Raw genomic sequence first — 15,819 nt, 5'->3', positions numbered from 1 at the left:
CTCCTCGGAGAGTGGCTCAAATGGATCAGACGGAGTGAAGGAATCAGACCGATCGAGTCATCGGCCGATCAGGACGGTCGGAACAGCAGGCTCATGCGTCCTCGGCGGCACCAGCTTGCCCGAGCCGGGTCGCCGCTCAGGAGGCCCAGGAGGCCTGCGTGCCGCCGACCCGCTCGGCGCTGATGCGCTGCTGGTACCCGGAGGCGGCGTAGGCGGCCATCGGGTCGGCCGGCAGGCCCCGGGACTCCCGCCAGGCGGCGAGGGCCGGCCGGACGTCGGTGTAGAAGGCGTCCATCAGGACCTGGTGCGCCCCCAGCACGTCCCCGGCCTCCTGGGCGGCCGTCAGCGACGCCCGGTCCAGCAGCAGCGCCCGGGCGGTCATCTCCTGGACGTTGAGCACGGAGCGGATCTGGCCGGGGATCTTCTCCTCCACGTTGTGGCACTGGTCGAGCATGAACGCCACCCCGGCGGCGGGATCGAGCCCGCCGCCGCGGACGACCTCGACCATGATCCGGAAGAGCTGGAAGGGGTCGGCCGCGCCGACGATGAGGTCGTCGTCGGCGTAGTTGCGGGAGTTGAAGTCGAAGGACCCGAGCTTGCCCAGCCGCAGCAGCTGCATCACGATGAACTCGATGTTGGTGCCGGGGGCGTGGTGTCCGGTGTCGAGGCAGACCACGGCCCGCTCCCCCAGGGCGGCGACCTGGGCGTAGGCCGTCCCCCAGTCCGGCACGTCGGTGTGGTAGAACGCCGGCTCGAAGAACTTGTACTCCAGCACCAGCCGCTGCTCCGCGCCGACCTGGGCGTAGATCTCCGCCAGGGACTCGGCCAGCCGGTCCTGGCGGCCCCGCATGTCCTGCTGGCCGGCGTAGTTCGTGCCGTCGGCCAGCCAGATCTTCAGGTCCCGCGAGCCCGTGGCGTCCATGACCTCCAGGCACTCGAGGTGGTGCTCGATCGCCGTCCGCCGCACCGCGGGGTCGGTGTGGGTGAGGGAGCCGAACTTGTAGACGTCGTCCTGGAAGGTGTTGGAGTTGATCGTCCCGACGGCCACCCCCTGGTCGGCGGCGTACCGGGCCAGGCCCGCGTAGTCGTCGACCCGGTCCCACGGGATGTGCAGCGCCACGGACGGCGCGAGCCCGGTCAGCCGGTGCACCACGGCGGCGTCGGCGACCTTCTCCTCCACCGTGCGCGGCGTGCCGGGCGTGGAGAACACCTTGAACCGGGTCCCGGAGTTGCCGAACGCCCAGGAGGGCAGCTCGATGGCCTGGGCGGCGAGCTGGGGCGCGATGTCGTCGAATGCAGTCATGACCTTCACGTCTTCCGTGCGAGAGGCGGGAACGCGACCTGCGGGGCCGCAATGCGTGCTTGAATCGTTTCACTACGGTAAGTCGTGAGCTGAGTCACGTCAAGGCGCGATCTTCCGATCACTTGCGTGATCCGTTAGCGCTTCGCGCTACGGCGTGCAAGAGAGATCATGCCGAGCTATTGAAACGTCTCAAAAACTCGCTACGATGGCGGCGTACTGAGAGGCAGCTCACATGCCGCGGGTCGCCCGATGCCCGGCCCGCCGGCGAGCACCACCGCCTCCCATGCCGTTCCGGCCCCTCCGGCCGTCCACCACGAAGGAGTCCCGCATGGGCACCCACGCCTCTTCTGCGGAGCTGCAGGAACTGATCCGGCTGCCCGAGGAGACCACACGCACCCGCCGGTGCTTCCTCCTCCACGTCCGTCCCGAGAAGCTGGCCGAGTACGTGTAGGTGCACCAGCGGGTCTGGCCCGAGATGCTCGACGCGCTGCACGAGACGGGCTGGCGGAACTACTCCCTCTTCCTGCGCCCGGAGGACGGGCTGGTCGTGGGCTGCTTCGAGGCCGAGGACACCGCCGCGACCGAGCAGCGCACGGCCGAGCACCCCGTCAACACGCGCTGGCAGGCCGAGATGGCCCAGTACTTCGTCGAGGGCTCGCAGCCGGAACCGCTGCTGCAGTACTTCCACCTGGCCTGACCCGGCCGCCACCGCCCGTCCTGCGCTCCGCGCCACCACCGTCATCGTCGTCGAAGGATCACCCATGACCACCACCAAGCTCGGAGGCTGGAAGGCCACCATCGCGGTCTCCATGTCCAACTACATCGAAGCGGGGTCCATCATCGCCCTGGCCACCAGCCTGGGGCTGTGGCAGGAGTACTTCGGCTTCACCAACCTCGCCGTCGGCCTCGTGGCCGCGCTCAGCGCCAACGCCTTCGGCGCGGCCCTGGGCGCGATGATCGGCGGCCCGCTGGGCGACCGATACGGACGCAAGTTCATCTACACCTACGACCTGATCCTCTACATGATCGGCACCGCGTTCGTGATCTTCGCCGTCGCCCCGTGGATGCTGGTGCTCGGAGTGATCCTGACCGGCATCGCCGTGGGCGCCGGGGTGCCGGTGGCCTGGACCTACATCGCCGAGGAGGCCCCCTCGGAGGACCGTGCGAAACACGTGGGCACCGCCCAGTTCGCCTGGTCGCTGGCCCCGGCGCTCGTGTTCCTGTTCGCCACCTTCGTGGTCCCGCTGGGCCTGCTGGGCAGCCGCATCGTCTTCGCCCACCTGTTCGTCGTCGCCTTCATCACCTGGTGGGTCCGCCGTGGGCTCTCCGAGTCCCACACCTGGAAGAAGTCCGACGAGGAGCGGCGCGCCTCGGAGGCCACCGGGATCAAGCGACGCAACTACCGCGAGCTGCTCACCAGCTCGATCAATCTCAAGGCCCTGCTCTTCCTCATCGGCGTCTACGCCCTGTGGAACCTCGTCGCCGGCCAGATGGGCATCTTCATGCCGCGGGTGTACGAGACCGCCGGTGTGGAGTCGGCCACCCAGCAGAACCTGCTCCAGGTGCTCCTGTGGAGCTGCACGGTGCTGGCCACCTGGTTCGGCTTCATGCGGTACGGCGACCGCGTCGACCGCCGCCTGCTCTACGGCATCGGCGCTCTACTGGGCATCGTCGCCTGGCTCCTGCTCGTGTTCGCCCACGTCACCATGCCGGTGCTGATCCTCTTCGCCGTCCTCTGGGGTGTGTCCGCCGGCATCGGTGCCCAGGCGTTCTACGCCCTCTGGGCCGCGGAGATGTTCGCGACCCGCTACCGGGCCAGCGCGCAGGGCGTGCTCTTCTTCGTCGCGCGCATCGTCGTGGGTCTGCTCAGCTACTGGTTCCCCACCCTGCTCGCCGAGCACGGCGTGCCGTTCGTGGGGATGATCATGATCGGCGCTCTCGTGGCCGCGCTGCTCATCGGCGTCCTCGGCGCCCCGGACACCCGGGGCAAGAGCCTGGAGCAGATCGAGGAGGAGCGCTACGGCAGGACCCTCCCCCGGCCGGACCGGACGGCGGTCTGACCAGGCGGGAACACAGGGCTCCGGCCCGTCGGCGGGGACGCGGATGGGCGGGAGCCCGTCCCTGCGTGGCGAGGCGGACCGCGCCCGCCCTCCGCGCCGTGCTCGCTAGAATCGAGGCTCCGCACGTACCCGAGGGAAAGTGACGACGTGGCTCCTGAGCGACCGACGGTGAGCATCAAGGACGTCGCCCGGGAGGCAGGGGTCTCCATCGGCACCGTGTCCAACGTCCTCAACCGCCCGGAGGCCGTCTCCGCCGACCGCCGGCGCCGGGTGCTCCAGGTGATCGACGACCTGGGGTACGTCCGCAACGACGTCGCCCGGCAGCTCAAGGCCGGCCGCTCGCGCACCGTGGGACTCGTGGTGCAGGACTCGGCGAACCCGTTCTACAACGAGATCGCCCTGGGCGCGGAGGCGGCCGCCGAGAAACTGGGGCAGGCCGTGATCATCGGCAACGCCGGGCAGTCCCCGGACCGGGAGAACCTCTACCTGGACCTGTTCGAGGAACAGCGGGTGCGCGGCGTGCTCGTCACCCCGCAGACCCCGGAGCGGTCACGGATCGAGACCCTGCGCGCCCGGGGCATCCCCGTGGTGCTCGTGGACGAGCACGCACCCCCGTCCCGCTACTGCTCGCTGGCCGTGGACGACGTCGAGGGCGGGCGCATGGCCGTCGAGCACCTGCTGGCCGGGGGCGCCCGCCGGATCGCCTTCGTGGGCGGCCCCGCCACGCTGCACCAGGTCGTGGACCGGCACGCGGGCGCCGAGCAGGCCGTGGCGCAGGTGCCCGGGGCGTCGCTCGAGGTCGTACCGACCGACGCCCTGACCGTGCTGGAGGGCCGGCGCGCCGGGGCGGCGATGCTCTCCCGCCCCGCGGAGCGCCGTCCCGAGGCGGTGTTCGCGGCCAACGACCTGCTGGGCCTGGGTCTGCTCCAGGCCTTCGTGTTCACCCACCGCCTCCGGGTGCCCGAGGACGTCGCGATCATCGGCTACGACGACATCGACTTCGCGACCTCGGCCGTCGTCCCCCTGTCCTCGATCCGTCAGCCCAGCCGACTCATGGGCCGCACGGCCGTGGAGCTGCTCGCGGACGAGGTCGCCGACCCCGAGCACCGCCACCGCCATGTGAGCTTCCCGCCGGAACTCGTCGTCCGCGACTCCACGCGACCTCCCGCCTGAGGCGGGGCGGTGGATCCGGGGGACGGATAGCGCTCCCACCGGCTCGAGCGCGGCGGATCCACGGGACTGCGCCCGCGCCTCACACACGCTCATCGCGACTCGCGCGGATCGATCCACGATTCGATCTCACGTTCCGGCCCCCTCCGACGTCTACGGGGTGATGACGACGAAACAGCCTTTCGAGACGCTGGTGACCCAGCACGGACCGGTCGTGTGGCGGGTCTGCCGGGCGGTCCTGAGCATTCCCGCGGACGCCGAGGACGCGTGGTCGGAGACGTTCGTGGCCGCCATGCGTGCCTATCCCGACCTCCCGGACACGGCCAACGTGCAGGCGTGGCTGGTCACCATCGCCCACCGCAAGGCGGTGGACGTGGTCCGGGCGAGGGCGAGGACCACGGTGCCGGTGGCCGTCCTGCCGGAGCCGCCCGCGCACTTGGACGCGGTGCCCGAGCACGACTCCCCGGTGTGGGCGGCGGTGGCCGCCCTGCCGCCCCGGCAGCGCCACGTGGTGGCCTACCGCTACCTGGGCGGGCTGCCCTACCGGCAGATCGCCGAGCTGCTGGGCGGCACCCCGGAGGCCGCCCGCCGGGCCGTCGCCGACGGCCTGGCCGCCCTGCGCCGGACCCTGACCACGACCGACCTCGAAGGAGAGGACCGATGAGCACCCACCAGGACACCCCGCGGCCGGAAGCCCTGCTGACCTCCGTCCCCGTGCCGGGCAGCACCCTCGAGCGCCTGCACCGGCGGCTGGAGGACGCCGCCGCAGCCGCGGGCGTCCTCGATGTCGCGTACACCACGCTCGAGACCCCGGTGGGGACGCTGCTGCTCGCCGCCACGGAGCGGGGCCTGGCCCGGGTCGCCTACGCCCGGGAGGACCACGAGCAGGTCCTGGCGGACCTGGCCGACCGGCTCGGTCCGCGCATCCTGCACGCCCCGGCCCGGCTGGAGCCGGCGGCGCAGCAGCTGCGGGAGTACTTCGCCGGGACCCGCACCCGCTTCGAGCTCCCCCTGGACCGCTCGCTCTCCCGGGGCTTCCGCCGCCTGGTCCAGGAACACCTGCCGGAGATCGACTACGGCAGCACGCAGTCCTACGGCGCGGTGGCCCGGTCGGTCGGGCGCCCGCAGGCGGTGCGGGCCGTGGGCACGGCCTGCGCCACGAATCCGCTGCCGGTGGTCGTCCCCTGCCACCGTGTGCTGCGTGGCGACGGCGGCCTGGGCGGGTACATCGGCGGGCTGGAGGCGAAGCAGGCGCTGCTCGAGCTGGAGGCCGCCGCCTGAGCCCGCCCGGCACCGGGGCGGCGGTCCCGCCCCGGTCAGGCCGTGGCCTCGCGGTAGGCGGCCCAGCCGCCGTGGGCCGTGATGTCCTGGGCGCCCTCGAGCGCGAACGGCTCCACCAGGAACCCGGGCAGCTCCCGGCCGCCGGCGAGGCGGACCCTGCCGATGGCCATGGGCGCGGGCAGCCCGGCCACGAAGGTGCCGAACGCCGCGGCGTCCAGCGCCCAGACCTCCACGGCCAGGGCGGCCCCGCCCTCCGGGACGCGGAGCACCCCGGGCTTGGCCGGCACGGTGTCCAGGGCGAACATCCGGTACTCGGGGGCCGTGCTGGTGGCCTGCACGAACCGGGCGGAGCGCTCGGCCAGCTGGTGGTGCAGCGGCTGGCCGCGCAGGTGCGCCCCCGCGACCACGAGCAGCAGCTCCGGGGCGCCGGATCCGGCGGCCGAGGACGCCGTCGCCGTGGACGCGCCGACGGCGGGCACGGCAGCCGGGGACGCGGGGGCGGAGCGAGCAGCGGCCGCAGACGCAGCGCGCGAGGACGCGGTCTCAGCAGCCACCGAAGCCGCCCTCCCGCGCCACGTCCACGAGCCGGGCGTCCTCGAAGGTGTCCCCCACCAGCTGCACGCCGAACGGCAGGCCGTCCACCCGGCCGGCGGGCACCGCGAGCGCGGCGAGGTCGAGCAGGTTGGCGAAGTTGGTGAAGCGACCCATCCGGCTGTTGGCGCCCACGGGGTCGGCCTCGAGCTCGGCGAGGGTGGGGTGGAAGGTCGTGGTGGGCAGCACGAGGGCGTCCACCGCGCCGAACACCTGCCGGGCCGTGCGGGCGCAGCCGTCCAGGAACTCCTGGTCGGCGAAGACGCGGTGGGCCGGGATCCGCCCGGCCGCGGCGATGATCCGCCCCACCGTCGGGTCGACCTCGTCCGGGTGGGCCTCCACGAAGGCGCCCACGGCCGTCCAGCGCTCGGCGACGAAGGCGCCGTCGTAGAGCAGGGCCGCCGCGGCCAGGAACGGCTCGACGTCCACCGGCTCGGTGCGGAACCCCCGGTTCCGGAACTGCCGCACCGCGGCGGCGTAGGCCTCGGTCCAGCCGGGGGCGAGCTCGCCCAGCTGCTCGGGCACGGCGTACCCGATGACGCGGTCGAGGCCGGCTGCGCGGCGCGGGGCGCAGGCGCGGGAGCGGGCGTCGCCGTCGTCGACGCCGGACATGACGTCCGCCGCGAGCCGGGCCAGGCGGAGCTCGCGGGCCATGGTGGTCACCACGTCCTGGCTGCGGCAGGCCGGCACCACCCCGGTGGCGGGCACCACGCCCTTGGTGGGCTTGACGCCGTAGAGCCCGTGCAGGGCGGCGGGCACCCGGCCGGAGCCGGCGGTGTCCGTGCCGAGGGCGAAGTCGGCGAAGCCCAGGGCCACGGCCACGCCGGAGCCGCTGCTGGACCCGCCGGAGATCCGCGCGGGGTCCTCGGCGTGCCGCACGGCGCCGTACGGGCTGCGGGTGCCGACGAGCCCGGTCGCGAACTGGTCGAGGTTGGTGCTGCCCAGCACCACGGCACCGGCGTCCTTGAGCCGGCGCACCACCGTGGCGTCGGCCGCGGGCACGTAGGCGAAGGCGGGACAGGCCGCCGTGGTCGGCAGCCCGGCCACGTCGATGTTGTTCTTCACCGCGAACAGCGTGCCCGCGAGCGGCAGGTGCCCGCCCGCGGCGCGGGCGGCCAGGGCCCGGGCGACGTCCGCGGCCACGTCGGCCTCCGGGCGCAGGCCGATCCAGACCTCGGGCCGGTCCGCCTCCTCGATCAGCCGGTAGCGCTGCGCCACGAGCTCGTGGGCGGCGCGCTCCGCAGGCGCGGGCCCGTTCGTGGCCGGTCCGGTCGGGGCCGGGGCGGCCGTGGTGGTGGTCGTCGTCATCTCTGTCCTCCTCGTTCTCGGGATCCGGGCCGCGGCTCAGGCGGTCCGGGCCACGGCGGGCTCGTCCGCGGGTGCGGCCGGTCCGTTCACGTCCGCGGCCGGCTCATCTGCCGTGGTGGCCGGCGCCTGCGGGGCCGCCTCCGCGACGGACGCATCCGGCACGTCCGTGTCCGCACCGACGACGTCCGGGCCGCCCGTGTCCGGGTCGTTCTTGTCCGGGCGGACCACGGCCAGCACCGCCCCCGGGCCCACGTGCGCCCCCGGCTCGACGACGACGCTGTGCACCACGCCGTCCGCGGGGGCGATCACGGGCGCCTCCATCTTCATGGCCTCGACCGCCAGGAGGGTCTGGCCCTCCCGGACCCGGTCCCCGGCCCGGACGTCGACCCGGAAGACGTTGGCGGCGAACTGCGCCTCGACGCCCTCGCAGCCGTCCGGGATCTCCACGGCGACGTCCTCCTCCGCGGCGACCTCCGCGAGCGCGGCCACGCGCTCGAAATCCCCGGCGTCCTCCCAGGCCTGCCGCTCGGCGTCGAAGGCGGAGCGGCGGCGCGCCTCGAAGGCGTCGATGCCCTCCCGGTGCTCGGCGAGGAAGGCCGCGTACTCGGCCATGGAGAACTCGCCCTCCTCGATCCGCAGCGGCAGCCGGCCCACGGCCATGTCCGCGCGCATGCCCTCGAGCTCCTCGGAGGAGACCGGGTACCACTTGATCCGGTCGAAGAAGCGCAGCAGCCAGGGGGTGCCCTCCTCGTAGGGCCCGCGCTGCCGGTGGGTGGACCACACCTGCGTGGTCCGGCCCACGAACTGGTAGCCGCCGGGGCCCTCCATCCCGTAGACGCACAGGTAGGCGCCGCCGATGCCCACGGCGTTCTGCGGCGTCCACGTGCGGGCCGGGTTGTACTTCGTGGTCACGAGCCGGTGCCGGGGGTCCACCGGGGTGGCCACGGGCGCCCCGAGGTAGACGTCGCCCAGGCCCAGGACCAGGTACTCGGCCTCGAAGAGCACCGAGCGCACGTCCTCGACCGAGTCCAGGCCGTTGATCCGCCGGATGAACTCGATGTTCCAGGGGCACCATGGGGCGTCGTCGCGCACGCCCTTCTCGTACCGGCGGATGGCCTCGCGGGTGGCGGGGTCGTCCCAGGACAGCGGCAGGTGCACGGTGCGGCTGGGCAGCCGGAGGTCGTGGGTGGCGGGCAGCGCGGCGTCGAGGGCCAGCACCCGCGCCAGGACCTCGTCCAGGCCGAGCAGCTCCGGGTCGAGGTGGATCTGCAGGGACCGGATGCCCGGGGTCAGCTCGAGCACCCCGGGGAGCGCGCCGTCGTCGATCTGCTCCTGGAGGGCCCGGCGCAGCGCCTCGACCCGCATCCGGGAGGCGATGTCCAGGGTCATCTCGCCGTACTCGACGAGCACGTTCGCGTCCCCGCTGCGCCGCACGGTCAGGGACGGGCGGTCGCCGGTGGCGGCCACAGCAGTGACCACGCCGCCGTCGACCACGGCCGCGCGGTCGGCGAGCACCCGGGCGCGGGGCTCACGGCGCAGCTGCGCGGCCTGCGCCTGGGTGATGGGCACGAAGCGCACCCGGTCCCCGGCGCGCAGCTGGCCCAGCTTCCACTTCTGCCCCTCGGCCACCGTGGCCGGGCAGGTGAACCCGCCCAGGCTGGGACCGTCGGGGCCGAGCAGGATGGGCATGTCGCCGGTGTAGTCCACCGCGCCCACGGCGTACGGGGTGTCGTGGATGTTGGAGGGGTGCAGCCCGGCCTCGCCCCCGTCGCGGCGGGCCCACTGGGGCCGTGGGCCGACGAGGCGCACGCCGGTGCGGTCGGAGTTGAAGTGGACCTCCCAGTCCGCGGCGTAGAACTCCTCCATGTCGGCGGCGGTGAAGAACTCGGGGGCGGCGTGGGGGCCCTCGAGCACCCCGACCTCCCAGTAGGCGCCGACCTGCGGGCGCTCGGCGAGCGGGACGTCGGCGACCTCGTGCGGCACGGCCGGGGTGCTGATCCCCAGGACGTCGCCGGGAGCGAGCGCGCGGCCGGCGGCCCCGCCGATCTCGCCCTGCACGAAGGTGGCCGCGGAGCCCAGCACCAGCGGGACGTCCAGCCCGCCCTCGACGAGCAGGTAGGCGCGCATGCCCTGCTCGGCGCGCCCGATCGCCAGCTCGTCCCCGGCGGCGAGCTCGAGCACGGCCCACTGCGCCGCCGGCCGCCGGTTCACCAGCACCTCGGCCGGGGCGCCCGTGACCATCACCCGGGCCGGTGTGTGGAAGCGCAGGGTCGGCCCGGCCATCGTCACCTCGAGGCCTGCGGCGCGCTCGGGGTTGCCCAGCGCCTCGTTGCCCAGCCGGAAGGACAGCTCGTCCATCGGGCCCGACGGCGGGATGCCCACCGGCCAGTACCCGATCCGCCCGGGCCGGTCCTGGACGGTGGTCAGCAGCCCGGACTTCAGGACCTCCAGGCGCGGCTGGGCGCTGCGCACCCCCTCCAGGGTGGCGGTGGAGTGCTCGACGTCGCGGACCGCGGGCAGCTGCGGGATCGCCCGGAGCACGCCCAGGTTCGTGGCCACCCCGTGCACCCGGGCCTGCTCGAGGGCCTCGCCCAGCCGCGCCCAGGCCTGCTCCCGGTCCGCGCCGTGGGCGACGAACTTGCTCAGCAGGGGGTCGTAGAAGGCGCTGACCTCGGAGCCGACCTCGATCCAGGAGTCCACCCGGACGCCGTCCGGGACCACGAGGCCGGTGACGGTGCCGGCGCTGGGCAGGTTGTCCCGGTCGGGGTTCTCCGCGTAGACCCGGGCCTCCACGGCGGCGCCGCGGGCGGTGAGCTCGGCGTCCATCATGGTGCGGTCCCCGCCGGCCAGGCGGAGCATCCACTCGACGAGGTCCACGCCGTAGACGGCCTCGGTGACGGGGTGCTCGACCTGCAGGCGGGTGTTGACCTCGAGGAACGCCGCCTCCTGGCGGCCGGGGTCGTAGATGAACTCGACCGTGCCGGCGGAGCGGTAGTCCACGGAGGCGCACAGCCGCCGGGCGGCGTCGTGGATCGTGGCGCGCACGTGCTCGGGCAGGTCCGGGGCCGGGGCCTCCTCGACCACCTTCTGGTGGCGGCGCTGCAGGGTGCAGTCCCGGTCCCCGACGACGAGGACGTCGCCGCGCCCGTCGCCGAAGACCTGCACCTCGACGTGCCGGGCCCGGTCCACGAGCCGCTCCAGGAAGACCCCGGCGGAGGAGAAGTTCGCCCCGGCCACGCGCCGGACGCTCTCCCAGGCCGCGCGCAGGTCTCCGGCGTCGCGGCACTCCTGCATGCCGATCCCGCCGCCGCCGGCGGTGGCCTTGAGCATGACCGGCCAGCCGATGCCCTCGGCCTGCGCCAGCGCCTCCTCGAGGGAGCCGAGCAGCCCGGTGCCGGCGAGCAGGGGCACGTCGGCGGCCACGGCGGCGTCGCGCGCGGTGTGCTTGGCACCGAAGACGCGCAGCTGCTCCTCGGTGGGGCCGACGAACACGATCCCGGCGGCCTCGCAGGCCGCGGCGAAGTCCGTGTTCTCGGAGAGGAACCCGTAGCCGGGGTGGATCGCCCCGGCCCCGGTGCGCTCGGCCGCGGCGAGGATCCCGGCGATGTCCAGGTAGCTCTCCGCGGCGGGCGAGGCCCCCAGGTGCACGGCCTCGTCGGCGGCGGCCACGTGCAGGGAGCCGCGGTCGGCGTCCGAGTACACGGCCACGGCGCGCAGCCCGAGGGCCTGCACGGAGCGGATGATCCGCACGGCGATCTCGCCGCGGTTGGCCACGAGGACGGTGTCGAAGACGCTCATGCTCACGCCTCCTGACCGGCCGGGACCGCCGTGCCGGCAGAGACGATCATCTCGGCACGGGAGGGGTCGAAGCCGTTGCAGGGGTTGTTGACCTGCGGGCAGTTGGAGACCACCACCAGCACGTCCCGCTCCGCCCGCAGGCTCACCGAGAGTCCGGGGGCGGAGATGCCGTCCACGATGCCCAGGGCGCCGTCCGGGTCCACCGGGACGTTCATGAACCAGTTGACGTTGGAGACCTGGTCCCGCTTGCCCATGCCGTACCGGGAGAGCTCCGCCAGGAAGTTGTCCGCGCACCCGTGCTGGGACCAGGTGTGGTGGCCGTAGCGCAGGGTGTTGGACTCCTTCGAGCAGGCCCCGCCGAGGGTGTCGTGGCGCTCGACGTCCGTGCCGACGACGGTCAGCAGCGGGTCGTGCTCGTTGCTGCGCAGGATCGACCCGGCGCTCAGGTAGACGCTGTCCTGGCCCTGCAGGGTGGCCTGCGCGCTGTAGGCGCGGGCGGTGTCCGCGGCGTCGTAGACCAGGAAGTCGACGGCCTGGTTGCCGTCCACGTCCACGATGGTGAGCACCTGGCCGGCCCGCAGGACGGTGGACCAGGGGGCGAGCGGGGCCACGGTCTCGCGGCGCAGCTCGGGGCCGAACCGGGACGCGAGGTCGGCCGCGCGGTCGGCGGGGACCGGAGTGGTGGTGGGAGCAGTCATGGTGGGTTCCTTTCCTCGTCGCTGCAGGAGCTCAGGCCAGGCCGCGGGCGCGGAGGTACTCGGCGGTGTTCTGGTAGGCGCGGCGGCGTTCGGGCGCCGAGTTCCAGGCGGGGGCCTCGGGGGCGGTCGCCCGGGCGCGCCAGGCGACGACGTCGAGCGGAGTGCTCACGTACTCCTCACGCGGGTCCAGGGGGTGGGCGGCGTTGGCGAGCAGCAGCACGCACGGCATCTCGGTGACCAGGGTCAGGGAGGCGCCCGCCCCGGCGGAGCCCGTGAACACCGGCCGGCCGGAGGGGCCGACCTCCACGCCCTGGAAGAACGAGACGCAGGGCGGGACGTCCCGCCGGGAGAGCCCGTGCTTGGCGCCCGCCAGGACGAGCAGCTCGCGCCCGGCCGGGCTGGGGCCCTGGGGCTGCCCGTCCCCGTAGCGCTCCTCGTTGCGGGCCCGGGAGCTGGCGCCGTAGAGGGCGTCGTGGTGGCCCGAGCTGTCCTCCACCACGGTGGCCAGCGCACGGCCCTGGTCGGAGAGCAGGACCTGCCCGGCGCCGCTGCGGACCTGCCACTGGATCTTCATCGTGTCCGCCACGTTGAGCCGCTCGAACGGCTCCGCGGCGTTGTAGAGCAGCACCGAGGCGCAGGCGTCGCCGGTCACGTCCGTGAGCCGGACGGCGGTGCCGCGGGCCAGGACCTTGTGCGTGTAGTTGCCGCCCGCCACGCGCTCGGCCCACACGATGTCCTCCGGCGCCACCCGGGCCGGGGCGTCCTCGTAGGTCGTGGCGGGCACGGTGGGGCTGCACGCGACGACGGTGCCCTCCTGGGCGCGGGCGTGGGCCCGGGCCCCGGCGGTCGTCCCGGTGGCGGACGTGGTCTGGGTGACGGTCATGGCCGGCTCCTTCTCGGACGGATTTTCTGTCGGTTGACAGGTATTAGAGCAGGGCGGGATTTCCCCCGGGTCAGGCGGGCGTTTCGGGGAGGTAACTCCACGCCCCCGGCTCGCCCCGCCGAGCGGCGGGCGGGATTGGTAGGTTCTGTCCCGTGACGAAGAGCCGAGGACGCCCGCGCAAGAATCCCGCCTCCCCCACGGGGCGCGGGGCCGAGCAGGACGTCCTCCACGCCGCCGGGGACCTGTTCGTGCGCCACGGCTTCGCCCGGACGAGCACCCGCGCGATCGCGGAGGCCGCGGGCCTGCAGCAGGCGAGCGTCTACCACTGGTTCCGCTCCAAGGAGGAGGTCCTGCTGCGCCTGGTGCTCGGCACGGTGGTGCCCTCGCGCCGCCTCGCCGAGCGGCTGCTGGCGGCCGACGCCCCCGGGCACGTGCTGCTGTGGGCCCTGTGCTTCGCGGACACCCGGCTGCTGCTCGGGGACCCGCAGAACCTCGGGGCGCTCTACTTCGCCCCGGAGTTGCGCGGCGAAGGGTTCGAGGAGTTCCACGAGAACCGGGACGCGCTGGAGCGGATCTACGGAACCCTGCTGGAGCGCACGAGCGGGCGCCCGGCGACACCGTTCGACGCGGCCGTGGTCATGGGGCTCGTGGAGAACGTCATCCTGCAGCGCCAGCGCAGGGCGCCGCGCCTGCCCGACGACGCGGCGCACCGCATCGCGGACACGGCCCTGCGGGTCGCGGGCACCCCCGAGCACGTCGCGGGGACGACCCGGGACCGGGCCCTGGCACTGGTGGACGGTCTGGCGCAGGACACCGACCGGCGATCCGCGCCGAACGCCTAGACTGGGGAGATGCTCTCCCGCCACGGCTCGTCCCACCCGACCAGTTCCTGGACCTGCGGCGGAGGTGAGCGCTGATGTGCGGCATCGCCGGTGAGATCCGGTTCGACGGCGCGACCGCGGACCCGGGCACGATCCACCGCATGACCTGCGCCCAGTCCGGCCGCGGGCCGGACGGATCGGGCGTCTGGGCCCAGGGCGCGGTGGCCATGGGCCACTGCCGGCTGAAGATCGTGGACCTCAGCCCCTCGGGCGGGCAGCCGATGGTGGACTCCCGCCTGGGCCTGTCGATCGTGTTCAACGGCATGATCTACAACTACCGGCAGCTGCGCGAGGAGCTGCGCGGCATGGGCTACGAGTTCTTCTCCACCTCGGACACCGAGGTCGCCCTGAAGGCCTACCACCGCTGGGGCAGGGAGTGCGTCTACCACTTCCACGGCATGTTCGCCTTCGCGATCACCGAGCACACGAGCGGGCGCACGGTCCTCGCCCGGGACCGGCTGGGGATCAAGCCCCTCTACGTCGACCACACGGGGGCGCGGCTGCGGTTCGCCTCCACGGTGCAGGCGCTGCTCGCCGCCGGCGACGTCGACACCTCGATCGACCGCACCGCCCTGTCCTACTACCTCACCTTCCACTCGGTGGTCCCGGCCCCGCGCACCATTCTCAAGGGCGTGCGGAAGATGCCGCCGGCGACCGTGCGCACGATCGAGCCGGACGGGTCGGCCTCCGACCACGAGTACTGGAACCCGCAGTTCACCCGGGACGAGGACCGCTCGGACTGGTCGGCGCAGGACTGGCAGGACGGCCTCGTCGAGAAGCTGCGCACCGCGGTGAAGCGGCGCATGGTGGCGGACGTGCCGGTGGGCGTGCTGCTGTCCGGCGGGATCGACTCCAGCCTCGTGGTGGCCCTGCTCGCGGAGAGCGGGCAGGAGGACCTGCAGACGTTCAGCATCGGCTTCGAGTCCCGGGGCGAGGAGTCCGGGGACGAGTTCGAGTTCTCCTCCCGCGTGGCGCGCCGCTTCGGCACCGACCACCACCAGATCGCGATCGACGACGCCCGGCTGGTCCCGGCGATCGACCGGACCGTGGCCGCGATGAGCGAGCCGATGATCAGCCACGACTGCGTGGCCTTCTACCTGCTCAGCGAGGAGGTCTCGAAGCACGTCAAGGTCGTCCAGTCCGGCCAGGGCGCCGACGAGGTGCTGGGCGGCTACCACTGGTACCCGCCGCTGGCCGACGTCGCGCGCGACGACGCGCGCCAGACCTACTCGGAGGCGTTCTTCGACCGCCCGTGGTCGCGGCTGGCCAAGGTCCTGTCCCCGGAGTGGATGGCGACCCACGACGCGCCCACGGCGTTCATCGAGCGCCACTTCGGCCGCCCGGGGGCCGAGACGGCCGTCGACGCCGCGCTGCGCACCGACTCCACGGTGATGCTCGTGGACGACCCGGTGAAGCGGGTGGACAACATGACCATGGCCTGGGGCCTCGAGGCCCGGGTGCCGTTCCTGGACCACGAGCTCGTGGAGTTCGCCGGGCGCATCCCGCCCGAGCTCAAGCTCGCCGACGGCGGCAAGGGCGTGCTCAAGCGCGCCGCGCGCGGGATCGTCCCGGACGAGGTCATCGACCGGAAGAAGGGCTACTTCCCGGTCCCGGCGATCCGCACCCTGGAGGGCGGGACCCTGGACCGGGTCGAGGCGGCGCTGACCGATCCGGCGGCGGTGCGGCGCGGGCTCTACAACTCCGAGGTGGTGGAGTCCCTGCTGGCGGACCCCAACCGGCACCACACGCCGCTGCGCTCCAACGTGCTGTGGCAGCTGGGGCTGCTCGAGATGTGGCTGCAGGAGAACGGCATCTCCTGACCCGGGCGCGGACGGCTCCACCGCGG

14 protein-coding genes are annotated in these 15,819 nt (G+C 73.5%); 8 read left to right on the top strand and 6 right to left on the bottom strand.

The annotated features are described in order from the left end of the window. Positions 1 to 136 precede the first annotated feature (136 nt). Positions 137 to 1,303, bottom strand: coding sequence for an L-rhamnose isomerase (gene rhaI, locus PU704_RS12510; RefSeq protein ID WP_075871902.1), 1,167 nt, complete (start codon positions 1,301 to 1,303; stop codon positions 137 to 139). 328 nt (positions 1,304 to 1,631) lie between these two features. Between rhaI and PU704_RS12505 the strand changes: the two genes are divergently transcribed. The 6 genes from PU704_RS12505 (at position 1,632) to PU704_RS12480 (ending at position 5,814) form a co-directional block, all read left to right on the top strand. Further along, entirely contained in the window at positions 1,632 to 1,754 is a 123-nt protein-coding gene (locus PU704_RS12505; RefSeq protein ID WP_277551575.1) for a hypothetical protein, read from the top strand. After that, on the top strand, positions 1,755 to 2,000 hold the full coding sequence (locus PU704_RS12500) for an L-rhamnose mutarotase (protein WP_277551573.1): 246 nt from the start codon (positions 1,755 to 1,757) through the stop codon (positions 1,998 to 2,000). It begins immediately after the preceding gene. A 64-nt stretch (positions 2,001 to 2,064) separates the two neighbouring features. After that, positions 2,065 to 3,363, top strand: coding sequence for an MFS transporter (locus PU704_RS12495; protein ID WP_277551572.1), 1,299 nt, complete (start codon positions 2,065 to 2,067; stop codon positions 3,361 to 3,363). 147 nt (positions 3,364 to 3,510) lie between these two features. Further along, a complete protein-coding gene (locus PU704_RS12490; protein WP_047802305.1) occupies positions 3,511 to 4,536 on the top strand; it encodes a LacI family DNA-binding transcriptional regulator in 1,026 nt (341 codons plus the stop codon). Between the two features lie 160 nt (positions 4,537 to 4,696). Beyond that, on the top strand, positions 4,697 to 5,197 hold the full coding sequence (locus tag PU704_RS12485; RefSeq protein WP_277551571.1) for an RNA polymerase sigma factor: 501 nt from the start codon (positions 4,697 to 4,699) through the stop codon (positions 5,195 to 5,197). Next, entirely contained in the window at positions 5,194 to 5,814 is a 621-nt protein-coding gene (locus PU704_RS12480; RefSeq protein ID WP_277551570.1) for a methylated-DNA--[protein]-cysteine S-methyltransferase, read from the top strand. The genes PU704_RS12485 and PU704_RS12480 overlap by 4 nt, the downstream gene beginning before the upstream one ends. Before the next feature lie 35 nt (positions 5,815 to 5,849). Here PU704_RS12480 and PU704_RS12475 read toward each other — a convergent pair whose 3' ends face one another. From PU704_RS12475 to PU704_RS12455, 5 genes are all read right to left on the bottom strand, one after another. Beyond that, on the bottom strand, positions 5,850 to 6,293 hold the full coding sequence (locus PU704_RS12475; protein WP_047802312.1) for an allophanate hydrolase-related protein: 444 nt from the start codon (positions 6,291 to 6,293) through the stop codon (positions 5,850 to 5,852). Between the two features lie 64 nt (positions 6,294 to 6,357). Further along, positions 6,358 to 7,713, bottom strand: a complete 1,356-nt coding sequence (locus PU704_RS12470; RefSeq protein WP_277551569.1) for an allophanate hydrolase — start codon at positions 7,711 to 7,713, stop codon at positions 6,358 to 6,360. A 36-nt stretch (positions 7,714 to 7,749) separates the two neighbouring features. Then, positions 7,750 to 11,511, bottom strand: a complete 3,762-nt coding sequence (gene uca / locus PU704_RS12465; RefSeq protein ID WP_277551568.1) for an urea carboxylase — start codon at positions 11,509 to 11,511, stop codon at positions 7,750 to 7,752. A 2-nt stretch (positions 11,512 to 11,513) separates the two neighbouring features. Continuing rightward, positions 11,514 to 12,209 (bottom strand): urea amidolyase associated protein UAAP2, encoded by a 696-nt coding sequence (locus PU704_RS12460; protein WP_082157231.1) that lies wholly within the window; start codon positions 12,207 to 12,209, stop codon positions 11,514 to 11,516. 31 nt (positions 12,210 to 12,240) lie between these two features. Then, complete coding sequence (locus PU704_RS12455; RefSeq protein ID WP_047802313.1) at positions 12,241 to 13,092, bottom strand: urea amidolyase associated protein UAAP1; 852 nt, start codon at positions 13,090 to 13,092, stop codon at positions 12,241 to 12,243. A 152-nt stretch (positions 13,093 to 13,244) separates the two neighbouring features. On the opposite strand from PU704_RS12455, the gene PU704_RS12450 reads away from it, so the two are divergent. Then, positions 13,245 to 13,934 (top strand): TetR/AcrR family transcriptional regulator, encoded by a 690-nt coding sequence (locus PU704_RS12450; RefSeq protein WP_277551567.1) that lies wholly within the window; start codon positions 13,245 to 13,247, stop codon positions 13,932 to 13,934. 74 nt (positions 13,935 to 14,008) lie between these two features. Beyond that, positions 14,009 to 15,793 (top strand): N-acetylglutaminylglutamine amidotransferase, encoded by a 1,785-nt coding sequence (locus PU704_RS12445; RefSeq protein WP_075871834.1) that lies wholly within the window; start codon positions 14,009 to 14,011, stop codon positions 15,791 to 15,793. The last annotated feature ends 26 nt before the right edge of the window (positions 15,794 to 15,819 follow it).

It is taken from the genome of Kocuria oceani (genome assembly GCF_029524215.1).
Taxonomy (GTDB): Bacteria; Actinomycetota; Actinomycetes; order Actinomycetales; family Micrococcaceae; genus Kocuria; species Kocuria oceani.
The sequence above is the reverse complement of the archived record's forward strand: the minus strand, read 5'-3'. Positions and strand labels throughout refer to the sequence as shown.

Bases quoted from the DNA above. Each gene is read 5' to 3' on its own strand.
- rhaI (WP_075871902.1), bottom strand. From the start codon at position 1,303: ATGACTGCATTCGACGACATCGCGCCCCAGCTCGCCGCCCAGGCCATC.
- PU704_RS12505 (WP_277551575.1), top strand. From the start codon at position 1,632: ATGGGCACCCACGCCTCTTCTGCGGAGCTGCAGGAACTGATCCGGCTG.
- PU704_RS12495 (WP_277551572.1), top strand. From the start codon at position 2,065: ATGACCACCACCAAGCTCGGAGGCTGGAAGGCCACCATCGCGGTCTCC.
- PU704_RS12485 (WP_277551571.1), top strand. From the start codon at position 4,697: ATGACGACGAAACAGCCTTTCGAGACGCTGGTGACCCAGCACGGACCG.
- PU704_RS12480 (WP_277551570.1), top strand. From the start codon at position 5,194: ATGAGCACCCACCAGGACACCCCGCGGCCGGAAGCCCTGCTGACCTCC.
- PU704_RS12470 (WP_277551569.1), bottom strand. From the start codon at position 7,713: ATGACGACGACCACCACCACGGCCGCCCCGGCCCCGACCGGACCGGCC.
- uca (WP_277551568.1), bottom strand. From the start codon at position 11,511: ATGAGCGTCTTCGACACCGTCCTCGTGGCCAACCGCGGCGAGATCGCC.
- PU704_RS12460 (WP_082157231.1), bottom strand. From the start codon at position 12,209: ATGACTGCTCCCACCACCACTCCGGTCCCCGCCGACCGCGCGGCCGAC.
- PU704_RS12455 (WP_047802313.1), bottom strand. From the start codon at position 13,092: ATGACCGTCACCCAGACCACGTCCGCCACCGGGACGACCGCCGGGGCC.
- PU704_RS12445 (WP_075871834.1), top strand. From the start codon at position 14,009: ATGTGCGGCATCGCCGGTGAGATCCGGTTCGACGGCGCGACCGCGGAC.